The organism is Vibrio sp. Vb0888 (genome assembly GCF_033338835.1).
GTDB classification, from domain to species: Bacteria; Pseudomonadota; Gammaproteobacteria; order Enterobacterales; family Vibrionaceae; genus Vibrio; species Vibrio alginolyticus.
This window is the reverse complement of the sequence record NZ_JAWOTL010000005.1, coordinates 255017-274147: the sequence shown is the minus strand read 5'-3', so window position 1 is coordinate 274147 and position 19131 is coordinate 255017. Positions and strand designations below refer to the sequence as shown.

Genomic DNA, 19131 nt, shown 5'->3' with positions numbered 1-19131 from the left:
TTAGAATAATCGCTTCTTCAGAGTATAAACTTCGGTTTTTTCGATGTTAAGTTTACTATACATCGTATTTTCCAACATAACACTCAATTTTGATCGGAGATCGTATTTGTTTTTGTCGCACCAAATATTTATCAAGATGATGAGAAAATCAGCATAACACGGCTTGTACCATCATGATAACCCCGTACTTTTGAGAAAAAGCCAGGAAGCTTCGCGCACTAAAAAACCACCCGTAGGGGGTGGTTTTCTTCACAACTCAATAGCCTGTCAGCTGCATAAAGCCCCAAGCTTCATTGGAGCCGGAAGCTAAAGTAGGCCCTTCCCAGTAAGGTATTACAAAGGGTAGCCACATATCTGACTTGATAATGCGGGTAGTCAAGTTAATTTGATGCTTCGGAATATTGATAATCCACTGCAAAGGTAACCTTCTTCCATTGGATAAACTGGTCACTTGCATTGGTTTAATACTGATATCATCGTCTGAGAGGTTGATGACTTTACCTGAGCGTGTCGACAACGTGCCAAATACGTGCGGTGTTTGCCCATGGTGACGATAACGGCTAACAGTTAATGCTCGACCATCATCTAAATTGAAAACAAACCAATCCCAGCCTTGTTGCCCCTCACCAATTAAGCCGCTGCCCCACTCTTTTTGCGCCCAAGCAGAACCCGTCACTGAGAATCGCTTACCATTTAAGCTTAAGCTGCCTTTTACTTTTAAAAATGGAGCACTGAAGCTGAAAGAAGCAACAGATTGCAACGCATGTTTAACTTGGAAGCCTTTGTCTCCATTCACCACAAAGGGGCCGTTTGTCATGGTATTGAGCTCAAGTCCAAACGTATCAGTATTCACATTCAAGTTGCCCGGGAAAGGCGTCGCACCGAGTGATCGCCAAGTCCAATTATCAATCCATAACCTGAAAGGACGATTGATCATACCAGCTTGGCCTATCCCACCTCTAGCTACCCGTTGCTCTTTCCATACATGCGAGCCATGACTGACGACAACATGTGAAATGTACAATTGAGGGTTCTGCCAACCGCTGGTTTCTCGCTCGTCCGTCGCAACCCTGAAATAGCTCCATTGAACATTGTAGATCTTGCCTTGCTCATCTTTTAGTTTCGCAAAGTAGTGCCACCATTCATGCTGATACTCGGGATGAAAGCGAAAGTCTGAGGGTAAAGAGACATGCTCATTAGGTAGTACAGGCTCGAAAATCGTTTGATTTTCACGCGTTAAGATAGAATCAAGTTCGCTTTCTCGTGTTGTTGTCGCCTCTAACCAAAAAGTTGAGTAAAAAGCAGCCCCAGTCAGAAAAGCGAACGTAACAACAATGAGCGTTGAAACCAACAAGCGTTTTTTAGAGCCCATTTTTTTCATTACAACGCGTCCCTTAATGACTTCATCGGTGTACTTTTGATCATTCTAATAACTGGCAATGCGCCAGCAACCATGATGGCAAGCATCGCCCAAGCAATGGTTTGAGCATACTCCCATGGAATCGTTTGAAGCTCTAGAGACCAGCCAAATGATTGCTTAATGATAATATCAACGATCAAATGTGCGAGCGCCAAGCCGAGCGGCACTGCAATAATCGCAGAAATGGCTCCGAAGACGAATAGCTGCAAACCACCTAATACGACAAGTTCTTTTCCGGACACACCCATGCACCTTAATAAGGAAAAATGCCGCTGCCGTGAAAGTTCTCCTGCCAACGTCGCAAAGAATAAACCAAACACGGCAATAATCAGCGTGATATTGCCCAAGGTTCCTGCTATCGCAAAGGTATGATCAAACACTCTCATTGCTTGGCTATAAATATTACCGTTATCAAACACACGATCTTGCGGGAGACGGAATACATTCTCTAAGCGATTTTTCAGCCCTTCTCCATTGACGTTATCTTTTAATACTACGCCAAGACCAACATTACCCGTACCTGCAAATGCATACAGCCAATTCCGGTGCGACATCATCACCTGGTTATATGGGTTTCCATAATCGTAGTAAACGCCTACGACTTGCCAATCACCACCAAGCGGTTCTTGCAAGTTAATGAAATCGCCAGGGCGGATATCCAGCTTCAAGGCCATCGACTCACTGACCATTAAGCTCTTGGTAGCGTGCAGTTGATACCAGTAATTTGGGACACCTAACTTGACGGTAAGTGAGTCTAACTCACCTTCAGAAGAGCCCGTACTTACAACTTGTAGAGCACCGTGCTCGGTCGGCATATCTTTTTCCCAGCGCCACCAAACCGAGTTCACCTCTGGCTGATTCTGGAGCCATGCGCTCATCCTAGCGGCTGAATTGTTGGTCGGATAGATGTACACATCAGCGGCTAATCGCTGATTTAGCCACTTATCGGTTGTATCTCGAAAGCTTCCGACCATTGTTTCTACACCAATGTTTGCCGCCAGCGCTAACATAAACGCCATCGTAGCCACACCGCGATAGCTCATGCTGGCTGCTGCATCAGCGAAAAACCAACGGACACGAACCCATCGCATGGTATAAGAAAAACTTTGGAACATATGCCACATAATAAATGGCATAAACAACGCCACACTAACCAACATCAGCGCAATAATTGCAAAGCCGGTTTCTTGTGTTTTCGGCGCCTGATATACCGCTATTGCAGCGACACAAAACGCACATGCCGCAAGCGCCTGCCAAGAGAATTCTCTTCCAGCAAATCGCATTAGCGACAGTCGAGAAGAAAGGCGGATTGGTTGTGACTTCAGCAAACGGATTAATGGCCACAGACACGATATCAACGCACCCATCGCTGCCATGATTAGGCTATATAAGCTAGATTGCCATGACCATCCTATGGTTAAACCTACGTTGGCATCATAAAAATCACTCAGGCTCGAAGACACTGCTGGGATAAGTTCATTCGCTAAGATCAAGCCAAAAAAGTTACCACACGCCCACGCAATAAAGACGAGCAAAGACAACTCTAGCAATAAGGCTTGCGCTAACTGTGTTCCGTTAACACCAGTCTGTCTCAAAATACCTACCAAACGTTGTCGCTGGATGAAAGACAGAGACATCGCTTGATAAAAAATAAACAACCCGACCAAAAACGACAGCATTCCCATCGCGGTGAGATTCATATGGAATGCGTTAGTTAGCGACTCAAGCTCAGTACGCGTATTCCTAACGAGCGTCATTCCGTTTGGCAACATGTTTTTCAGTGCTATCAGCTTTTCCTCTGGCATTTCGCCACAAGAAATCGCAGACAAACCTGAGCTCCGCTTGAGCATACGCAACAACGATATATCAGTAACCAGCCGAGTACCCGAAAGCATCTTGTCCTTATCTACTTGAATAGGCCCAAGACGGCTTCCGTCATTCATCTCAATGAAGTCCCCATCCTGCCAACTCATGTAAGCGGCCAAATCTTGACTAACGAGAATAGGATAAGGAGGCTTCATTAGTGATAAAACAGGCATCTCACCTAGCGATTTTCCTTGTTGTAGTGGGATCATCGCGACAGGATCTATCCCCACCAACATCAGGCTCATATCGGTCTTGGCATCTAGATGCAGCACGTCAAACGGTGCACATTGGTTGAACCCAGCTCGACGTAACTGAATATAGAAACCTTGAGGAATTTTATTGGCAGAGTGCTTCGTTCGGATTCGGTATGGCAAAGGATTGGAGAAAAGCTTTTCCCCAGTAGCATAACTTTGTTTTGCATGCTGGTTGATAGAAGTAACACCAACAAGGAGGGACACGCCTAAAGTTAATCCCAGCCAGACAAGAATAATTTGTAGAGGGTAACGACGGTAATGACCGAGTAGTGCCTTAACTACGGGCCATAACATGTAGCTGCCCTCCTTGAAGTCGAATCTTTCCTTCCATATGGGCGGCCACTTTTTCACTGTGCGTCACTAACAGCAAAGTACACTCCAGTTGGCGAGCGAGACTCGTTAATAAGCGCATTACTGCTTCTGCGTTTCGCTCATCTAGACTACCAGTTGGCTCATCAGCAAGCAGGATTTTGGGTTCCATATAGAGTGCACGAGCAATCGCCGCACGTTGTTGCTGACCACCAGACGCCTCTTCCGGATAACGTCCTAGCAATGGCATTAAGTCCAAAGCAGAAAGAATTTGACGCCACAACTCTTTATCTTCCGGCAGACCTTTTAACTGACGACAAAAACGAATATTGTCGGCAATATTAAGTGTAGGAAGCAGGTTGAATTGTTGGAAGATATTCCCAATATTGTTGCGGCGATAAAGGGTTCTTAAATGCTCCGGTGCTTCATGCATAGCAAAATTTGGAAACTGCACTTCACCAGAGTCAGCAGTATCCAATCCGGCGATTAAATTCAGTAGAGTACTTTTACCCGAACCACTTTCTCCCATCAGAGCAACTTGGTCGCCTTGCTGCAATGTTAATTCTGCCCCTTGTAATACAGGGTGAAACTCTCCCCCGTCTACATAGCCTTTACATAGGTCTGACAGTTTTAACATTGATTATGCCGCTCGGATGGTGTTTAAAAATTGGGATCAGAATCTACACTAAAATCCTGTTAGTAGAAAGTATTTTGAATGCTTGATCACACTATGGAAGTACAAATGCAACTCGATTCACTTTCTGTTGCTAATTTTGTTGACGTTTTGAGCAGATTTTTGCAGCCAAAATAAACTCTGTTCCTCCTTACTGGCCAATCAGGTTTTTCATCCATTTTCGGCTAACCATTCTTGGCAAGCAAATCGCCCACTTCACAACTTCTTCCGTCAAAAAGAGTAAGTAAACCCATTGTGGGTCCCAATTGAGATAAATCGCTGCAAATGCTGCGAGTGGAATCCCGATCACCCACTGCGCCAAGATGTCTTGATACAAACAAAACTTAACATCACCGCCCGCACGTAATACACCAACAATAGCCATCATCGGCACCGAGCGTAGCACGACACCCAACGCAAGAATCACCATAAACTGTTCAGCTAGCTCGCGAGTGTCCGTTGTCAGTGCACTAAACGCATTAAGGATCCATTGATTTGATACTATCAACAAGACGGCGACCACAAATGCGATAAGCACATTCAAAATGACCGTAGCCCATGCTTGATAATAAACGGGTTCAAAATTACGAGCGCCGAGCTGGTTCCCTACTAGAACTGCGGCCGCATTCGATAAACCAATCATCATCGCCAATGCGATCGACTCAACAGGTGTCATTACGGAAAGCGCCGCCAAACCTTGCACGCCTGCTTGCCCCATGATGGCGTGATAAGCAAACAACCCACCAGCCCACGCCAAGAAGTTAAATGTGGTTGGCAAAGAGAGGCTCAAGAAACGCGTAATTTTATCTAAGACCAATCCTGCGCGTATATCATCCCAGCCAAATGCGATTATGTGTTTTTTCAACCATAGATAACCAAACAAGCAACCTACTTCGATCGCGCCACTGATTACCGTTGCGATCGCTGCTCCCGTAATACCCAAAGCAGGAAAGCCTAATTGACCAAAAATTAAAACCCAGTTAAGAAAAACATTAGATAAAATGCCTATACCACTAAAAAAGTGCTTAAGCCTGGTTGGTGCATCGCCCTTAGGCCCACCGACATACTGGCCACACATGCAACAGCAAACATGCTAACCGACGAAATAATGAGATAGCTGGCCCCTAGCTCAATCACTTCTTGTGAATCGGTAGTCAAACTCATGATGGGCTGTGGAAAAACAACAAACAAAGCAACAGCAATCGCAGCAAACATCATTGCGATCATCCATGTTAAAGCGGTACTGCGACGCACCCCAACTTTATCGCCAGCCCCCCAATATTGAGCGGTTAACAACGCACCGCCCGTTGTCACCCCAACTAACATGATGGTGGTGACGAAAGTCGCGCGCGCAGCAACTCCAACAGCGGCAATTTCAGCTTCACCAAGTTGACCAAGCATAAGAACATCGACGAGGCTTCTGCTAGAAAACATCATGCTTTGCAGTGTAATTGGTAACGCGATTGCAAATAAACGACGTAAGAATGCTTTATCTGCGTGTATTGAGAGTTGAGAAAGAAAAGTCACAAGCGCTCCAACGACAACTTATTGATAGAATGGGGAAAGTGTCTCATGATTATACTCTGTGGTGTTTATTCCACCAACGATAAAAGGACAGATAATGAAAAAGGTGTTGGTGCTAGGCGCCTCGGGTTACATTGGCTCTCAACTTCTTCCGTTACTTTTAGATAAAGGTTACGCCGTCACAGCAGCGGCGCGACATATTGATTATTTAGAGTCAAGAACTCAGCCTCACCCTAATTTAACGTTAAGGTATCTCGACTTGGCTGACGCAGAGACCACGAAGGCTGTAGTGAACGATTTTGATTTAGTATTTTTTCTCGTGCACGGGATGGCTCAAGGTGATGACTTTGTTGAGTACGAACTAAACCTTGCTTTGAACTTCAAATATGCGTTGGAACAAAGCTCCGTCGAGCATGTTATCTATTTGAGTGCCATTCAACCTCAAACCGGAAACTCTCGCCATTTAGCCGCTCGTAAAGCCACGGGAAAAATAATTCGACAGTCTGGTGTTCCAGTAACTGAATTGCGTGCTGGCGTTATCATCGGCCCCGGCTCTGCCGCTTTCGAAATCATGCGTGACTTTGTCTACAACTTACCTATTTTGATCGCGCCTAAATGGGTCGACTCAAAAGCGAACCCTATTGCCTTGCCCAATCTCAACCACTATTTATTGAAGTTAGCAGAAGCCCCCTCTCCAGAAGAAAGTCACATCTATGAAGTTGGTGGGCCAGATACACTTAGCTACCGCGAACAGTTCAAAGTCATTTGCCGAATCACGAACAAGCCGTATCGGCTGTGGTCGACCCCGCTACTTACTCCGAAAATGGCATCGTACTGGCTAGGTTTAGTTACCTCAGTGCCAACTAGTATCGGTAAAGCATTACTTGCGGGCTTAGAGCACGACTACATTGCAGACTCCAAAGCGATTGAAGAACGATTTCCTCAAACGCTGATCAGCTACGAGCAAGCGGTAACTGATACCATTCAAGATGAAGGCACATTTGTACGCAGTAATGTCTGGGGGTTTGAACCCGCAGCGCTTCGTCGATGGCAACCAGGATATGGCTATTACCCAAAACAAGCTGGAGCGAGCATTAAAACTCATGCCTCCGCTGCGGCATTATGGAAAGTGGCGCAAAAGATCGGGAGTCGCGAAAAAGGCTATTACTTTGCCAACATCTTGTGGCGTACACGTGAATGGCTCGATATCTTTTTTGGTGGCGGAAAACCGATTCGCGTTTCTCCTCCTGGACCAGAGCTTAAAGTCGGTGATTTTATTGACTCTTGGAAAGTGATTCGCTGCGATAATAACCAGTTTCTTTCACTGTTTTTTGGTATGAAAGGCCCAGGCCTTGGGCGTTTAGAAATTACCATCAAAGATCTCGGTGACGAACGAGAGCTGGATATTACCGCCTGGTGGCACCCGCAAGGGTTTCTTGGGCTGCTTTATTGGTTTGCAATGATGCCAGCCCATCTCTTCATATTTAAAGGCATGGTCAAAGCCATCGCGAAAGAAGCAAACCGTTTAGTAAACAAAAAGCCCCAATAACAGGGGCTTCTAAACACTCAAAATGTCACTTTAGTCAGCTTTGAACGAGAGTGGAATTTCGGCTAACTGGTTGCCTTCGTTTGCTGGAAAAATAAGGTACTCGCCATGGTATTTCACCATCGATTTGTAGTCTGTTACCTTATGAACCATAAAGCCCGCTTGCGCTGCTTTCTCAACAAACTCAGCATGATTGCCACGCACAAACCAACTCATTGGCTTTACGAGCAACTCGCCATCAAAACAGCTTTCGCATTGGTCTGCACATAACGCTAAAGAGTTTTGACCTTCAGTGAAGATTTGTACTTTGCCGCACCCAATCAGTTGCTCAGACGTCGAGACTTCCCAGCCTGCTTGCTCCATCAAATCAAGAAAAGACTCAATATCTGAATCTTTGAACACTTTGGAGTCTTCACCTTCAGGGAAGAATTGCGCATAAAAAGCAGAAATACGTTTAAAGATAAACAACAAACCAGCATCGTTCCCCTTTGAGCGACCTGCTTTTTGCCAACGCGTTAAGTCATCGCCTACCGTACGTCCGAAACGTTGTGATTTTAGCGCCTTTGTTACCCAACGCACTAAATAATGGTTATTCGCAACAGGGGCATTGGCTAACTTACCTGAGCGATGCTCTTGATCTAACTCTTCAAGTGCTGAGTTAACCAAGTTTTGAATTTCTTTGGTGTAATTCGACATTACGCCTTTCTTCCTAAAGTCCAATAAAACAGTGCTGAAAGCACAGAACAAGCAAACATCACGATGATCATCGGCCAAGCAACATTCCCGGGCAGTGATGCCACCAGCGCACCAACCAATGAACCGATACCGAATCTTAATGTCCCCGCTAGAGACGACGCCGTACCCGCCATTGATGGGTAACCACTTAAAAGCAGCGCCATCGCGTTACTACCTATCGTCGACAATGTACCGATAAACAGCACAACAAAAGGTACAATGCCCCATAATCCGAAGTCCATTAACCAACTTACGAATAAACCAATCCCCGCCAAAAGTTGCACGAACAACCCAAAACGAAGCATGGCATGGGAACCAACTTTCTTCACCAAGCGACCATTAATACTGGTCATGATGATCATCGCCACAATGTTCAAACCAAATAGGTAACCAAAGTGGTCTGGTCGAACACCATATAAATCAATATAAACAAACGAACCCGCCGTCAAAAATGCAAACATTCCGGAAAATGAAAACGCACCTGAGAGCATCAAACCGATCGCTTCAGGATTGGAGCATAATCTGGCGTAGTTTCTCAGCGTCGTGCGGAAACGAAGAGGCTGACGATTTTCAAGCTGTAACGTTTCAGGGATTTTCCAAAGTACGAGAAAAATCACGACTACAGCGAAAATAGCTAATACCCAAAAAATGGAACGCCAACCAAACCAAATCGCGAGATGGCCACCGATCATCGGTGCCACCAACGGCGCAATAGTAATGACCAGAGTAACGAAGGACATTGCGCGTGCAAAGTCTTCACGGTCAAACATGTCACGCACGACAGCTTGGATAATGACCGCCGCTGCCGCGCCAGCAAAACCTTGTGCCGTACGTACATAGGTCAGCGCATCAATGCCATTTGTTGTCGCACTCACAACAGCAGCCAAGCCGAAGAAAAGTACGCCTAAAATCAACACAGGTCTGCGACCAAAGCTATCGGCAAGCGGCCCGTGAATTAACTGGCCGATCGCAAAACCCGCGGTATAAGCCGTCAACGTAATCTGAACCGCGCCAGGCGCGACCCCCAAATCTTTCGCTATTGTCGGCATCGCAGGCAAATACATATCGATCGCCAAAGGCGTCAAAGCACCAATCGCTCCTAGTACCAGAAACAATAGAAAACTGATTTGGGATTGCGGAGCACTTTGAGCTTTTTCTGTCATTCTTTTACCTCTTGTTGGAGCCCTACCGTCAATACTTGCAGAACAAAGTGAAAATAACGGAAGTTCTCATATCGCTGAATGTAGAAGCCAAAAACCTGTTCTATCCAACGTTCGAGAATCATAAGGGCAAATATGTACCAAGGTGTGACCTTGACGAACTCGACATAGAAAAGCATGTGAAAGCGAAATGTGTTTATGGGAAACAAACACAATGCAGTAAAAATGATGGCGTTGACACCATCATTCCATTCACCGTAGCCGAAGGCTTTGCAATAAGAGTATGCATGCATCAGCTAAATGCAAAGGCATATCACTGAGATGAGTAAGCACACCGGAATTGTCTAGGCACTAATTTTGGTAGGAAAATTTATTTTGAGCCAATTCCTACCAAAAGACTAGTTCCTATTAGGAACTAAAGAATTTCCCATGCCGACAATTAATTCCAAATAGAATCAATTTCTTCTTGCGTGAGGTGGCGATAATCACCTGGTTCTAGTGCCTCATCAAGTTCGATAGAACCAATACGCTCACGATGTAAGTACTCAACTTTATTTCCTAACGCCGCGAACATACGTTTCACTTGGTGATACTTACCTTCCACGATAGTTAACAATACTTCATTCTCAGCCTCGTTCACGATTTCCAAACGAGCAGGCAATGTTGCTTCTGATTCATTGCGCAAAATGATGCCTTGTTCGAGCTTTTCCGCGTAATCTGGCTGAATAGCATCGACGAGCCAAACACGGTACGTTTTCTCACACTTATGCTTAGGTGAGGTAATACGATGAGACCACTTACCATCATCCGTAATCAATACTAAACCAGTTGTGTCGACATCTAATCGGCCCGCAAAGTGAAGGTTTTCAATTTTAGGCTCATCAAGCAATGCGAATGCAGTTTGGTTGTAGCCATCTTCATGTGAACAAACAAAGTCAGCAGGCTTATACAACATAATGTAACGAGGACCAGGAGCACCAATAACACGGTCTTCCCACATCACTTCCGCACCTTTAGGTACTTTAAATGCACCACTTTTTTGAACCTCACCGTCAACGGTGATGTCTCCACTTTTGATGATCTTTGTTGCCTGTTTGCGTGTTGCACCCAGAGCGTCACACAAATATTTATCTAAACGCATGAATACCTCATTGAATTATACCCAAGTGATCTCTAAATCTTGGTTTAAAGGTCACTTGGGTATAAAAGTCAGGTATTATAGCGTTCCTCGTTCGAATAGTTGAGCAATTTCACATATTTTCATGTACACACTTCGTCCTTATCAAGCCGACTCGGTTAAAGCCGTTATTCATTACTTTCGTAAACACTCGACACCAGCAGTGATCGTGCTGCCAACCGGTGCAGGAAAAAGCTTGGTGATCGCAGAACTTGCTCGCCTTGCGAAAGGACGAGTGTTAGTCCTCGCCCACGTAAAAGAACTGGTCGAGCAAAACCACGCGAAGTATGAAGGTTATGGTTTAAAAGGTTCTATCTTCTCAGCAGGATTGGGACGAAAAGAAACTGACCAGCAAGTCGTGTTTGCTTCGGTTCAATCGGTCGTACGTAACTTAGATTCGTTCAAAAACCAGTTTTCTCTGCTCGTTATTGATGAGTGCCATCGTGTGCCAGATGACAAAAACAGCAGCTACCAAAAAGTTATTACTCACTTACGAGAACTGAACCCTGGCATTAAGGTGCTGGGACTAACTGCAACGCCCTATCGTTTAGGAATGGGCTGGATTTATCAGTATCACACCCGAGGTCAAGTGCGAACCGAAGAGCCTCGATTCTTCCGCGATTGTATTTTCGAACTGCCGATCCGTTACTTGCTCGACGAAAACTTCCTCACTCCAGCCCGCATGATGGATGCGCCCGTTTTGTCTTACGACTTCTCTCAGCTGAAGCCCGCTAACACCGGACGCTACAAAGAAACAGAAATGGACATGGTGATCGATAAAGCCAAACGTGCGACTCCACAAATTGTTGAGCAAATCATGCAATATGCGAAAGAGCGTCAAGGTGTCATGATCTTCGCTGCAACTGTTCGACACGCACAGGAGATACACAGTTTATTGCCAGAAGGCGAAACTGAAATCGTCATTGGTGATACACCTACGCCGGAGCGCGATGCGATCATCCAAGCGTTCAAGAATCGTCAAATAAAATACTTAGTCAATGTTTCGGTACTGACAACCGGGTTTGATGCGCCGCATGTCGATTTAATCGCGATTTTGCGACCAACAGAGTCAGTCAATCTGTACCAACAGATAGTAGGACGAGGATTACGCTTATCAGACGGAAAATCAGAATGTTTAGTGCTTGATTACGCAGGCAACAGCTACGATTTATACCAACCTGAAGTCGGTGATCCCAAACCAGACTCTGACAGTGAAATTATCACGATTCCTTGCCCGGCTTGCGGATTCAATAACAACTTCTGGGGTAAGTTGGATAGTAACGGTTTCTTGGTTGAACATTTTGGCAGACGTTGCCAAGGTTACTTTGAAGATGAAGACACAGGCGAACGTGAACACTGTGGCTACCGTTTTCGTGCCAAATACTGCGGTGAATGTGGTGCGGACAACGATATCGCTGCACGAATTTGTCATGAGTGTGATGCGACGCTCGTAGACCCAGATAAAAAGCTAAAAGAAGCCCTTAATCTCAAAGATGCATTAATCTTTGAATGCACAGAAATGGACCTATCTGTATTTAAGTCCAGTGATGGTAAATCTCAGCTAAAGGTGACGTATTCTGGTGAACCATACCAAGGCGAAGGCAATGCGTTAGTTCATGAGTTTTGGACATTGAGTACCAAAAAACAAAAACAAACGTTTAAAGATCAGTTCGTACGCCCCCACTTAGCAGACAAGCATCGCCCTTTTGAAGAGGCTTCACCGACACGCGTTGTCGCTAATCAACATCGTTTCCGTTTGCCTCAGTTTGTTATTGCTAGAAAATCTGGTCGCTTTTGGAAGCTGCGAGATAAAATTTTTGAAGATGAGTTGAAATAACATCGACAACACATGGCAAAACTTAATTAGCTGATTCACTCTCTGTTCATCTATCTCCGATATACTGCGGCTAACGCTCCAGAAAAGGTTTGACTATGTATAAAGCAACGACTTCTCTACATTCTGCGTTACTTTTCGGCCTTATCACGACATTCATGTGTGCACCAAGTTTTGCCAAGCATGGCAACGAGTACACATCACAAAATGGCCACGCCATCGTGCAAGATGTCGAAAAGCCAGGAACACGTATCGAATTCGATGAAGATCAAGATGAGGTCTATCGCGCGGTTCAACAAGGATATATACGACCATTTTCGGAACTTTACGCCGCAGTAGAAAACGACCTATACGGCCGCATCATCAAGGTCGAGCTTGAAGAAGATGATGATGCTTGGGTGTATGAATTGAAAATTCTGTACAACAACAGCGTCCTGAAAGTTGAGTACGACGCCGCCACGCTAGAAATGCTTGAGATCAAAGGTCGCAGCTTTAACAAAGCGTTAAAGCCGCAAAACAACTAAACTTGTCTAATGCGTCATCCAGACACGATGCGTAGCTTACTTCGATAAAAATCCAAACATAATAAGAATCATCAATATGAAAATACTTGTTGTTGAAGATGATCCTCGTTTAGGCGAGCAAATCATCGAAACATTAGAAAGTACCGGCTGGGTACCAGAATTGTCCCAAGATGGCATAGACGCTCTGTATCGCGCGACTTCGGAAGAATGGGACGCCATTGTTCTTGACCTCGGCTTGCCAAAACTGGATGGTCTTACCGTCCTAAAAGGCATCAGAGATGAAAACATTAATACTCCTGTCGTGATTCTAAGCGCTCGCGACACCCTAACGCAGCGAGTTGAAGGCTTAAACGCAGGTGCAGACGATTACCTAACTAAACCATTTGAAATGGTTGAGCTTATCGCTCGTATTCGTGCACAGCTTCGAAGAGCCTCTGGTAATGCCTCTCCTGTGATGCAAATTGGCGACTTGAGCTTGGATACACGCACTTCTAAAGTCATGTGGCAAGGTCAAGCGGTAAGCTTGACGGCGCTAGAGTATAAAGTGGTCGCTTACTTTATGCATAACCCGGAAAAAGTGATTTCTCGAACCGAACTCGTCGAGCACATTTACAAACAAGACTTTGATCGTGACTCCAACACAATCGAAGTTTTTATCGGCCGAATTCGCAAAAAAATCGCACCAAAGATCATCAAAACTGTCCGAGGGTTGGGATACCAATTAAATGCCGAATAGAAACAGGCTACCGTTGAACGCAATAAAACGACTGAGTATCAAAAGTCGCCTCGTTTTAGCGGCGATCGTTTGGTTAACGGCAATGATCCTCGCCGCTGGTGTGACGATACCGACGCAGGTCTACAACTATATGGTTGATGACACTCGCTCACAGCTCAGCATTTTTATGGATGAAGTCGCAGCACAGTTAGAAGTCGATAACACCGGGCATCTTTCACTCGCAGCTCAGCTATCAGACCCTCGATTTAACCGACCTTACAGTGGTTTGTATTGGAGTGCCTCTACAGAGGCAAGCCTCGAACGTTCTCGTTCGTTGTGGGACAAAAAAATCGAATACAAAGGTTTGGATAAAGATGCGTATGGAGCAAGAGGCGAAAAACTAATTACGCTAGAAAAAGCACTGTACCTTCCTGATTACGATGGTCCTATTCACATTATTATTGGTATTGACGAAGAGCCCATTAAAAATACCCTTCAAACGTTAATCGGCCAACTTTGGCTTATTTTGGGTTTATTATTCGCGGGCGTACTTACCGTCATTTTACTGCAAATTGCTTGGTCATTGAGTCCGCTTACAAAGCTACAAAAAGAATTAGCCGAGCTGAAGTCTGGTAATAAAAAGAGTCTAGAAGAAACCTACCCAAAAGAGATTTCTCCTCTAATCTTCGACCTCAACGCTCTGCTGTTCCATTACCAAGAATTACTAGAGAGAGCTCGCAATCATGCAGGTAACCTATCTCATGCACTTAAAACGCCACTTTCTGTTCTAAAAAATGAAGTTCAGACGTTAGAACCTGAGGCACAATCCCGTCTCAGAGCTCCAATCAATCAAATACAAGACCATATCGATTACCATTTGGGTCGTGCCCGTATGGCCGGATCGATGAACATATTATCAGTGAAGTCGAACCCAGCAGATCGTGTGGATGCTATCTCAATGGCGTTTGATAAAGTGTATGCGAGCCGAAGCATTACCTTAATTAATGAACTTGATTCAGAGCTGAATGTAGCAGTAGAGCAGACCGATCTCGATGAAATGCTAGGTAACTTGCTAGAAAATGGCTATAAGTGGGCCAACAGCATGATTCGTGTGCACTCCTCTCAGGATAAGGAAAATATACACATCATTATTGAAGATGATGGGCCAGGCATCCCTAAAGAGAAACTGAGTCAAGTAATCAAGAGAGGAGTTAGATTGGATGAAACAACCCCTGGCTCAGGTCTTGGTCTAAACATAGTCAGTGAAATGGCACACAGTTACCGAGGTCAATTAACATTGGATACAAGCGCTTTAGGTGGATTAAAAGCATCTTTAGTCTTACATCTCAGCCGAACATAAAGCATATAACACATAAACTTTGTTTTTCGGACCATGATCAGTAAACCGATGAAAATGAAGTCGATGTGAACAAAATCCAAGCAAAGCGTTAAAAGGGATAGCCTTCCACCCCGCTAAATCATACCTTTTTGTTGATTTGGATACGATTTGGGTTGCCCATTTATAATTGGAATGATAGTATCCGCGCTCGCTTGAACAGTTCCTGTTTCAAGCTTTACCACGAACAACAAGGTCGCATTGTTGATTGTGAACATTTGATTTTTACTAATTTGAGAGTAAATACTATGAAATTCGAAGCAGTAGTACGTACTGAACTAGGTAAAGGTGCGAGCCGCCGCCTACGTCACGCTGGCAAATTCCCTGCAGTTGTATACGGCGGTGAAGAAGCAGCAGTAGCTATCGTTCTTAACCACGACGACATCGTAAACCAAATGGACAAGCCTGAATTCTACGAAGGCATCGTTCTAGTTATCGATGGCAAAGAAGTTAAAGTTAAGCCACAAGACGTTCAACGTCACGCGTTCAAGCCAAAAGTTGAACACATGGACTTCATCCGCATCTAATTCCCTACCAAGGAATTAATCGGATTAAATCCAAACCTTTTGCATAAAAGATAATCGGACTTACCAACCGAGACATCTAAAAAATTTCAAAACCCCGGAGTCTTACCACCTCCGGGGTTTTACTATATTTAGCATATAGCATTTGATTTATGAGCGGGCAATATACTTCACTAAAGTGAGATCGGTCAGCGTCATACTCTCAATCACTTCCGACTCTTCCTCTCCAGTACGCACAAAACCACACTTCTTGTAAAAGTTAAGCCCCTGTTGATTAGTATCCAGTGCTTTCAAACTGATCTGCATAACTGACGTAGAGAGCAAACGTGTCTCTAACTCATCTAACAGTGCACTTCCTGCTCCTTGCCCATAATGTAGCGGCGTAACGTAGCAACATGTCACTAATGCCGTTTTATCTTCGCTGGTGTGGTTAGGTAACTCGTAACTTAAAAAGCCAACAATTTCTCCTTGCCTCTCAACTACGATCAATTGGGCCAGTTGCTCCGTCATCACTCGTGCCCACATCCTTTCTCGACGCTCAATCGTAAACTGCTCTATGTAGCTCTTTGGCATTAATCCTTTATACGCCACCAGCCAAGAATCAACGTGTATCTTGGCGATTTGGGCTGCTTCCTTTTTGAGTGCGTCCCTTACTGTGTATCTCATAAGCATCCTTTATTAGCGTTCACCACTTACAAATTCTTTTAACCCTACCCTTTAAACCAAAGCTCAAAGATAACGGCTACAGTCGCAACGCTTTACATTAATCTATTTCATTTTCATTAATTAAATGATAGTTCACATCATAATATTCGAAGAAGAACGATCCATTATTTACTTTTCATTTTGACTCATTAGGTTGAATCTATTTGTTTAAACACTCGAGTGTCAAATGCGGAATAAGCACGATAAGGTATCGGATGAGGATAAATAAACGATGCCTAAAGCATAAGGTTTCTAAACGATCGCAATTATAGTAAAGAGATAAATACAATTTTTGATAGAGTTTGGCAGAATAAAGCCATGATCAAATGAGTTTAAGCTCTGTGCTGTTCATTATGCATACAAACCGAGCCCCTCATCATTAGAGCGAAAATTTATAACGATTTGTGTCATACCTATTAGGAAAAACATAAACTTGGCAAAATAATCACCAAAATCAGCGTAATACTTCGCAAAAATGCGCATTGATTCACACAAACAACACACATTCAATTAACTACCTCACAAAAAATAGAGCTAGCGATACAAAATAAATACTAAATACCAATTCTGTTTATTTATAGACGTAGTTTGCAGGCTTATTAATTCATTTCTCCGATAGAAGTATAAATAAGAGATAGATCACTAAAGTTTCACATTAATTCCGTATATTTCACGCCGTAACAATAACAAAATCACAAAGAAAGGATCCCTTATGAAGTTTTCCAAATCTCTTTTGGTAGTGGCAGTGGGCGCTGCGCTAGCAGGATGCGGCTCAGACAGCGACAATTCTCCAGTAACCTGCGAGACTGCAGATTCTTGTACTAAGTTCACCGTTCTCCACACTAACGATAACCATGGTCGCTTTTGGCATAACAGCGACGGCGAATACGGCATGGCTGCGCGTCACACTTTAATCGAATCTATCCGCGCAGAAGTCGAAGCAAAAGGCGGTGAAACCATTCTGCTATCTGGCGGTGATATTAATACCGGTGTACCAGAATCAGACATGCAAGATGCGGTTCCAGACTTCGTAGGGATGAACCTACTTGGTTACGATGCAATGGCTGTCGGTAACCACGAATTTGATAACTCACTAGATATTCTCGATATGCAAGCCGAGCTAGCTGACTTCCCTATGCTGGCTGCGAATATCTATAAAAAAGATACAAACGAGCGTTACTTCGACCCTTACAAAGTATTTACTATCAACGGCCTTAAGATCGCTGTTATTGGTCTAACAACGCAAGACACTGCGAAGCTAGTCAATCCAGACAACGTATCAAACATCCACTTCGAAGACCCTCAAGTAGAAATCAAAAAGGTACTGAAGGAAATCGAAGAGAACGAAAAGGTAGACCTAGTATTTGCAACGACGCACATGGGTCACTACGAAGATGGCAAAAACGGTAGTGAAGCACCAGGTGACGTTAAACTCGCTCGCTCTCTTGAAGAAGGACAGCTAAACGCTATCATCGGTGGTCACTCGCAAAACCCTGTATGTATGGAACCAGGTACCAATGAGTATGCTGATTTCAAACCTGGGGATGATTGTGCCCCAGACCAACAAAAAGGCACTTGGATTATGCAAGCGCATGAGTGGGGTAAATATGTGGGTCGTGCAGACTTCGAATACTACGACGGCAAGCTTCACTTAGCGAACTACGCACTGATTCCTGTAAACCTTCTAGACGAAAACGATGAAGTTATCGGTGAACGAATTCAACAAGATGCAACAGTAAAAGCGTTACTACTGCCATACCAACAACAAGGTCAAGAGTTATTAGATGAGAAGATTTCTAATACGACGGGTAAGTTAGAAGGTGATCGTAACGTAGTTCGCTCTCAACAAACTAACCTAGGTCACCTACTCGGCGAGGCATACCGTACTTACAAAACGGTAAATGCTGACTTTGGTGTGATGAACTCTGGCGGCGTGCGTGATTCAATCCAAGATGGTGATATCACTTACCGTGACGTACTAACGGTTCAGCCATTCGGTAACTTCGTGACTAAAGCAACTATGACAGGTAAAGAAGTTAAAGAATACCTAGACGTGGTTGCGACGAAATCTGCAGGGTCTGGTGCTTACGCTCAACTAGATAACATCACTTTAGATGTAAATTGTGATGCTGGCTCAGTAACCATTACCGATATTAACAATAAAGGCTTCGATCTAGACGCAACGTACACATTCTCTGTAATCAGCTTCAGTGCTGCTGGTGGCGATAACTATCCAATCATCGATGTTCAATCTACACAGCTAACCGATGCATACGTTTTGCGCGAGTTCTTCGTAAACAACCCACAAATCTCTGCGGATAACTACAACAAGAACTTAGAGAACATCAAGTACTTCAGTAATGGCCAACCAGTAAAAGGTTGTCCTGCAACTGGTAGCTAATACTCAACACCTTACCCCTGGCGCTAAGAGCTTTTACAAGCAATTTCGTCAGGGCTTTCCTTAAAACCGAAGCTTTGTGCTTCGGTTTTTTATTTTCGATAAATTACTGAAAACTCTCCACCTTCACAATATGTTCAAAAATTGTTCATTTGTGTTATTGACGCCCCTGTGTTGGGCTTCTATGTTTGATAAGGTCTTTTAAATATGCAGGTTCATCGGCTAAATTTCGCGAAACATTTTCAATCGCACAGTCAATGATTCTGAGAAAGATGTGAATGGCGTTACAAACACTGCTCTCAAACAATTTGTCTTTGGACTTCAAACGATGGTGATGTGCCTCCACGCGCACACTAATGAGCAGCGATCTG

At 44.2% G+C, this 19131-nt stretch carries 14 protein-coding genes and 1 pseudogene; 7 read left to right on the top strand and 8 right to left on the bottom strand.

The window, feature by feature from the left end; genetic code table 11:
* Nucleotides 1–256 precede the first annotated feature (256 nt).
* The 4 genes and pseudogenes from R7P72_RS10240 to R7P72_RS10225 form a co-directional block, all read right to left on the bottom strand.
* Nucleotides 257–1381 (bottom strand): lipocalin-like domain-containing protein, encoded by a 1125-nt coding sequence (locus R7P72_RS10240; RefSeq protein WP_005378036.1) that lies wholly within the window; start codon nucleotides 1379–1381, stop codon nucleotides 257–259.
* Entirely contained in the window at nucleotides 1381–3834 is a 2454-nt protein-coding gene (locus R7P72_RS10235; protein ID WP_318110478.1) for an ABC transporter permease, read from the bottom strand. The genes R7P72_RS10240 and R7P72_RS10235 overlap by 1 nt, the downstream gene beginning before the upstream one ends.
* Complete coding sequence (locus R7P72_RS10230; protein WP_005378040.1) at nucleotides 3815–4486, bottom strand: ABC transporter ATP-binding protein; 672 nt, start codon at nucleotides 4484–4486, stop codon at nucleotides 3815–3817. Before R7P72_RS10230 ends, R7P72_RS10235 begins: the two co-directional genes overlap by 20 nt.
* Nucleotides 4487–4673: 187 nt before the next feature.
* Nucleotides 4674–6049 (bottom strand): annotated as a pseudogene (locus tag R7P72_RS10225) (MATE family efflux transporter).
* A 94-nt stretch (nucleotides 6050–6143) separates the two neighbouring features.
* On the opposite strand from R7P72_RS10225, the gene R7P72_RS10220 reads away from it, so the two are divergent.
* Nucleotides 6144–7595 (top strand): DUF2867 domain-containing protein, encoded by a 1452-nt coding sequence (locus R7P72_RS10220; RefSeq protein WP_005378051.1) that lies wholly within the window; start codon nucleotides 6144–6146, stop codon nucleotides 7593–7595.
* Nucleotides 7596–7625: 30 nt separating this feature from the next.
* Here R7P72_RS10220 and R7P72_RS10215 read toward each other — a convergent pair whose 3' ends face one another.
* From R7P72_RS10215 to rsuA, 3 genes are all read right to left on the bottom strand, one after another.
* Nucleotides 7626–8288, bottom strand: coding sequence for a DUF2913 family protein (locus R7P72_RS10215; RefSeq protein WP_005378053.1), 663 nt, complete (start codon nucleotides 8286–8288; stop codon nucleotides 7626–7628).
* The gene (locus tag R7P72_RS10210; protein WP_005378055.1) at nucleotides 8288–9490 is read right to left on the bottom strand and encodes a Bcr/CflA family multidrug efflux MFS transporter; all 1203 of its coding nucleotides are present in this window, start codon (nucleotides 9488–9490) and stop codon (nucleotides 8288–8290) included. Before R7P72_RS10210 ends, R7P72_RS10215 begins: the two co-directional genes overlap by 1 nt.
* 436 nt (nucleotides 9491–9926) lie before the next feature.
* Nucleotides 9927–10628, bottom strand: a complete 702-nt coding sequence (rsuA, locus tag R7P72_RS10205) for a 16S rRNA pseudouridine(516) synthase RsuA (RefSeq protein WP_005378059.1) — start codon at nucleotides 10626–10628, stop codon at nucleotides 9927–9929.
* Between the two features lie 121 nt (nucleotides 10629–10749).
* Here rsuA and R7P72_RS10200 point away from each other — a divergent pair, with 121 nt between their 5' ends.
* From R7P72_RS10200 to rplY, 5 genes are all read left to right on the top strand, one after another.
* Nucleotides 10750–12501: a DEAD/DEAH box helicase gene (locus tag R7P72_RS10200; protein WP_318110475.1), complete on the top strand. Its 1752-nt coding sequence runs from the start codon at nucleotides 10750–10752 to the stop codon at nucleotides 12499–12501.
* A gap of 155 nt (nucleotides 12502–12656) precedes the next feature.
* Nucleotides 12657–13022, top strand: coding sequence for a PepSY domain-containing protein (locus R7P72_RS10195; RefSeq protein WP_372008595.1), 366 nt, complete (start codon nucleotides 12657–12659; stop codon nucleotides 13020–13022).
* Between the two features lie 76 nt (nucleotides 13023–13098).
* A complete protein-coding gene (locus tag R7P72_RS10190) occupies nucleotides 13099–13758 on the top strand; it encodes a response regulator transcription factor (protein WP_005378073.1) in 660 nt (219 codons plus the stop codon).
* Nucleotides 13748–15097 (top strand): ATP-binding protein, encoded by a 1350-nt coding sequence (locus tag R7P72_RS10185; protein ID WP_005378071.1) that lies wholly within the window; start codon nucleotides 13748–13750, stop codon nucleotides 15095–15097. Before R7P72_RS10190 ends, R7P72_RS10185 begins: the two co-directional genes overlap by 11 nt.
* Nucleotides 15098–15381: 284 nt before the next feature.
* Complete coding sequence (rplY, locus tag R7P72_RS10180) at nucleotides 15382–15660, top strand: 50S ribosomal protein L25 (RefSeq protein WP_005378066.1); 279 nt, start codon at nucleotides 15382–15384, stop codon at nucleotides 15658–15660.
* Between the two features lie 147 nt (nucleotides 15661–15807).
* On the opposite strand, the gene R7P72_RS10175 is transcribed toward rplY, so the two are convergent.
* Entirely contained in the window at nucleotides 15808–16323 is a 516-nt protein-coding gene (locus R7P72_RS10175; RefSeq protein WP_005378065.1) for a GNAT family N-acetyltransferase, read from the bottom strand.
* A 751-nt stretch (nucleotides 16324–17074) separates the two neighbouring features.
* Between R7P72_RS10175 and ushA the strand changes: the two genes are divergently transcribed.
* Entirely contained in the window at nucleotides 17075–18763 is a 1689-nt protein-coding gene (gene ushA, locus R7P72_RS10170; RefSeq protein ID WP_005378064.1) for a bifunctional UDP-sugar hydrolase/5'-nucleotidase UshA, read from the top strand.
* Nucleotides 18764–19131: the final 368 nt, after the last annotated feature.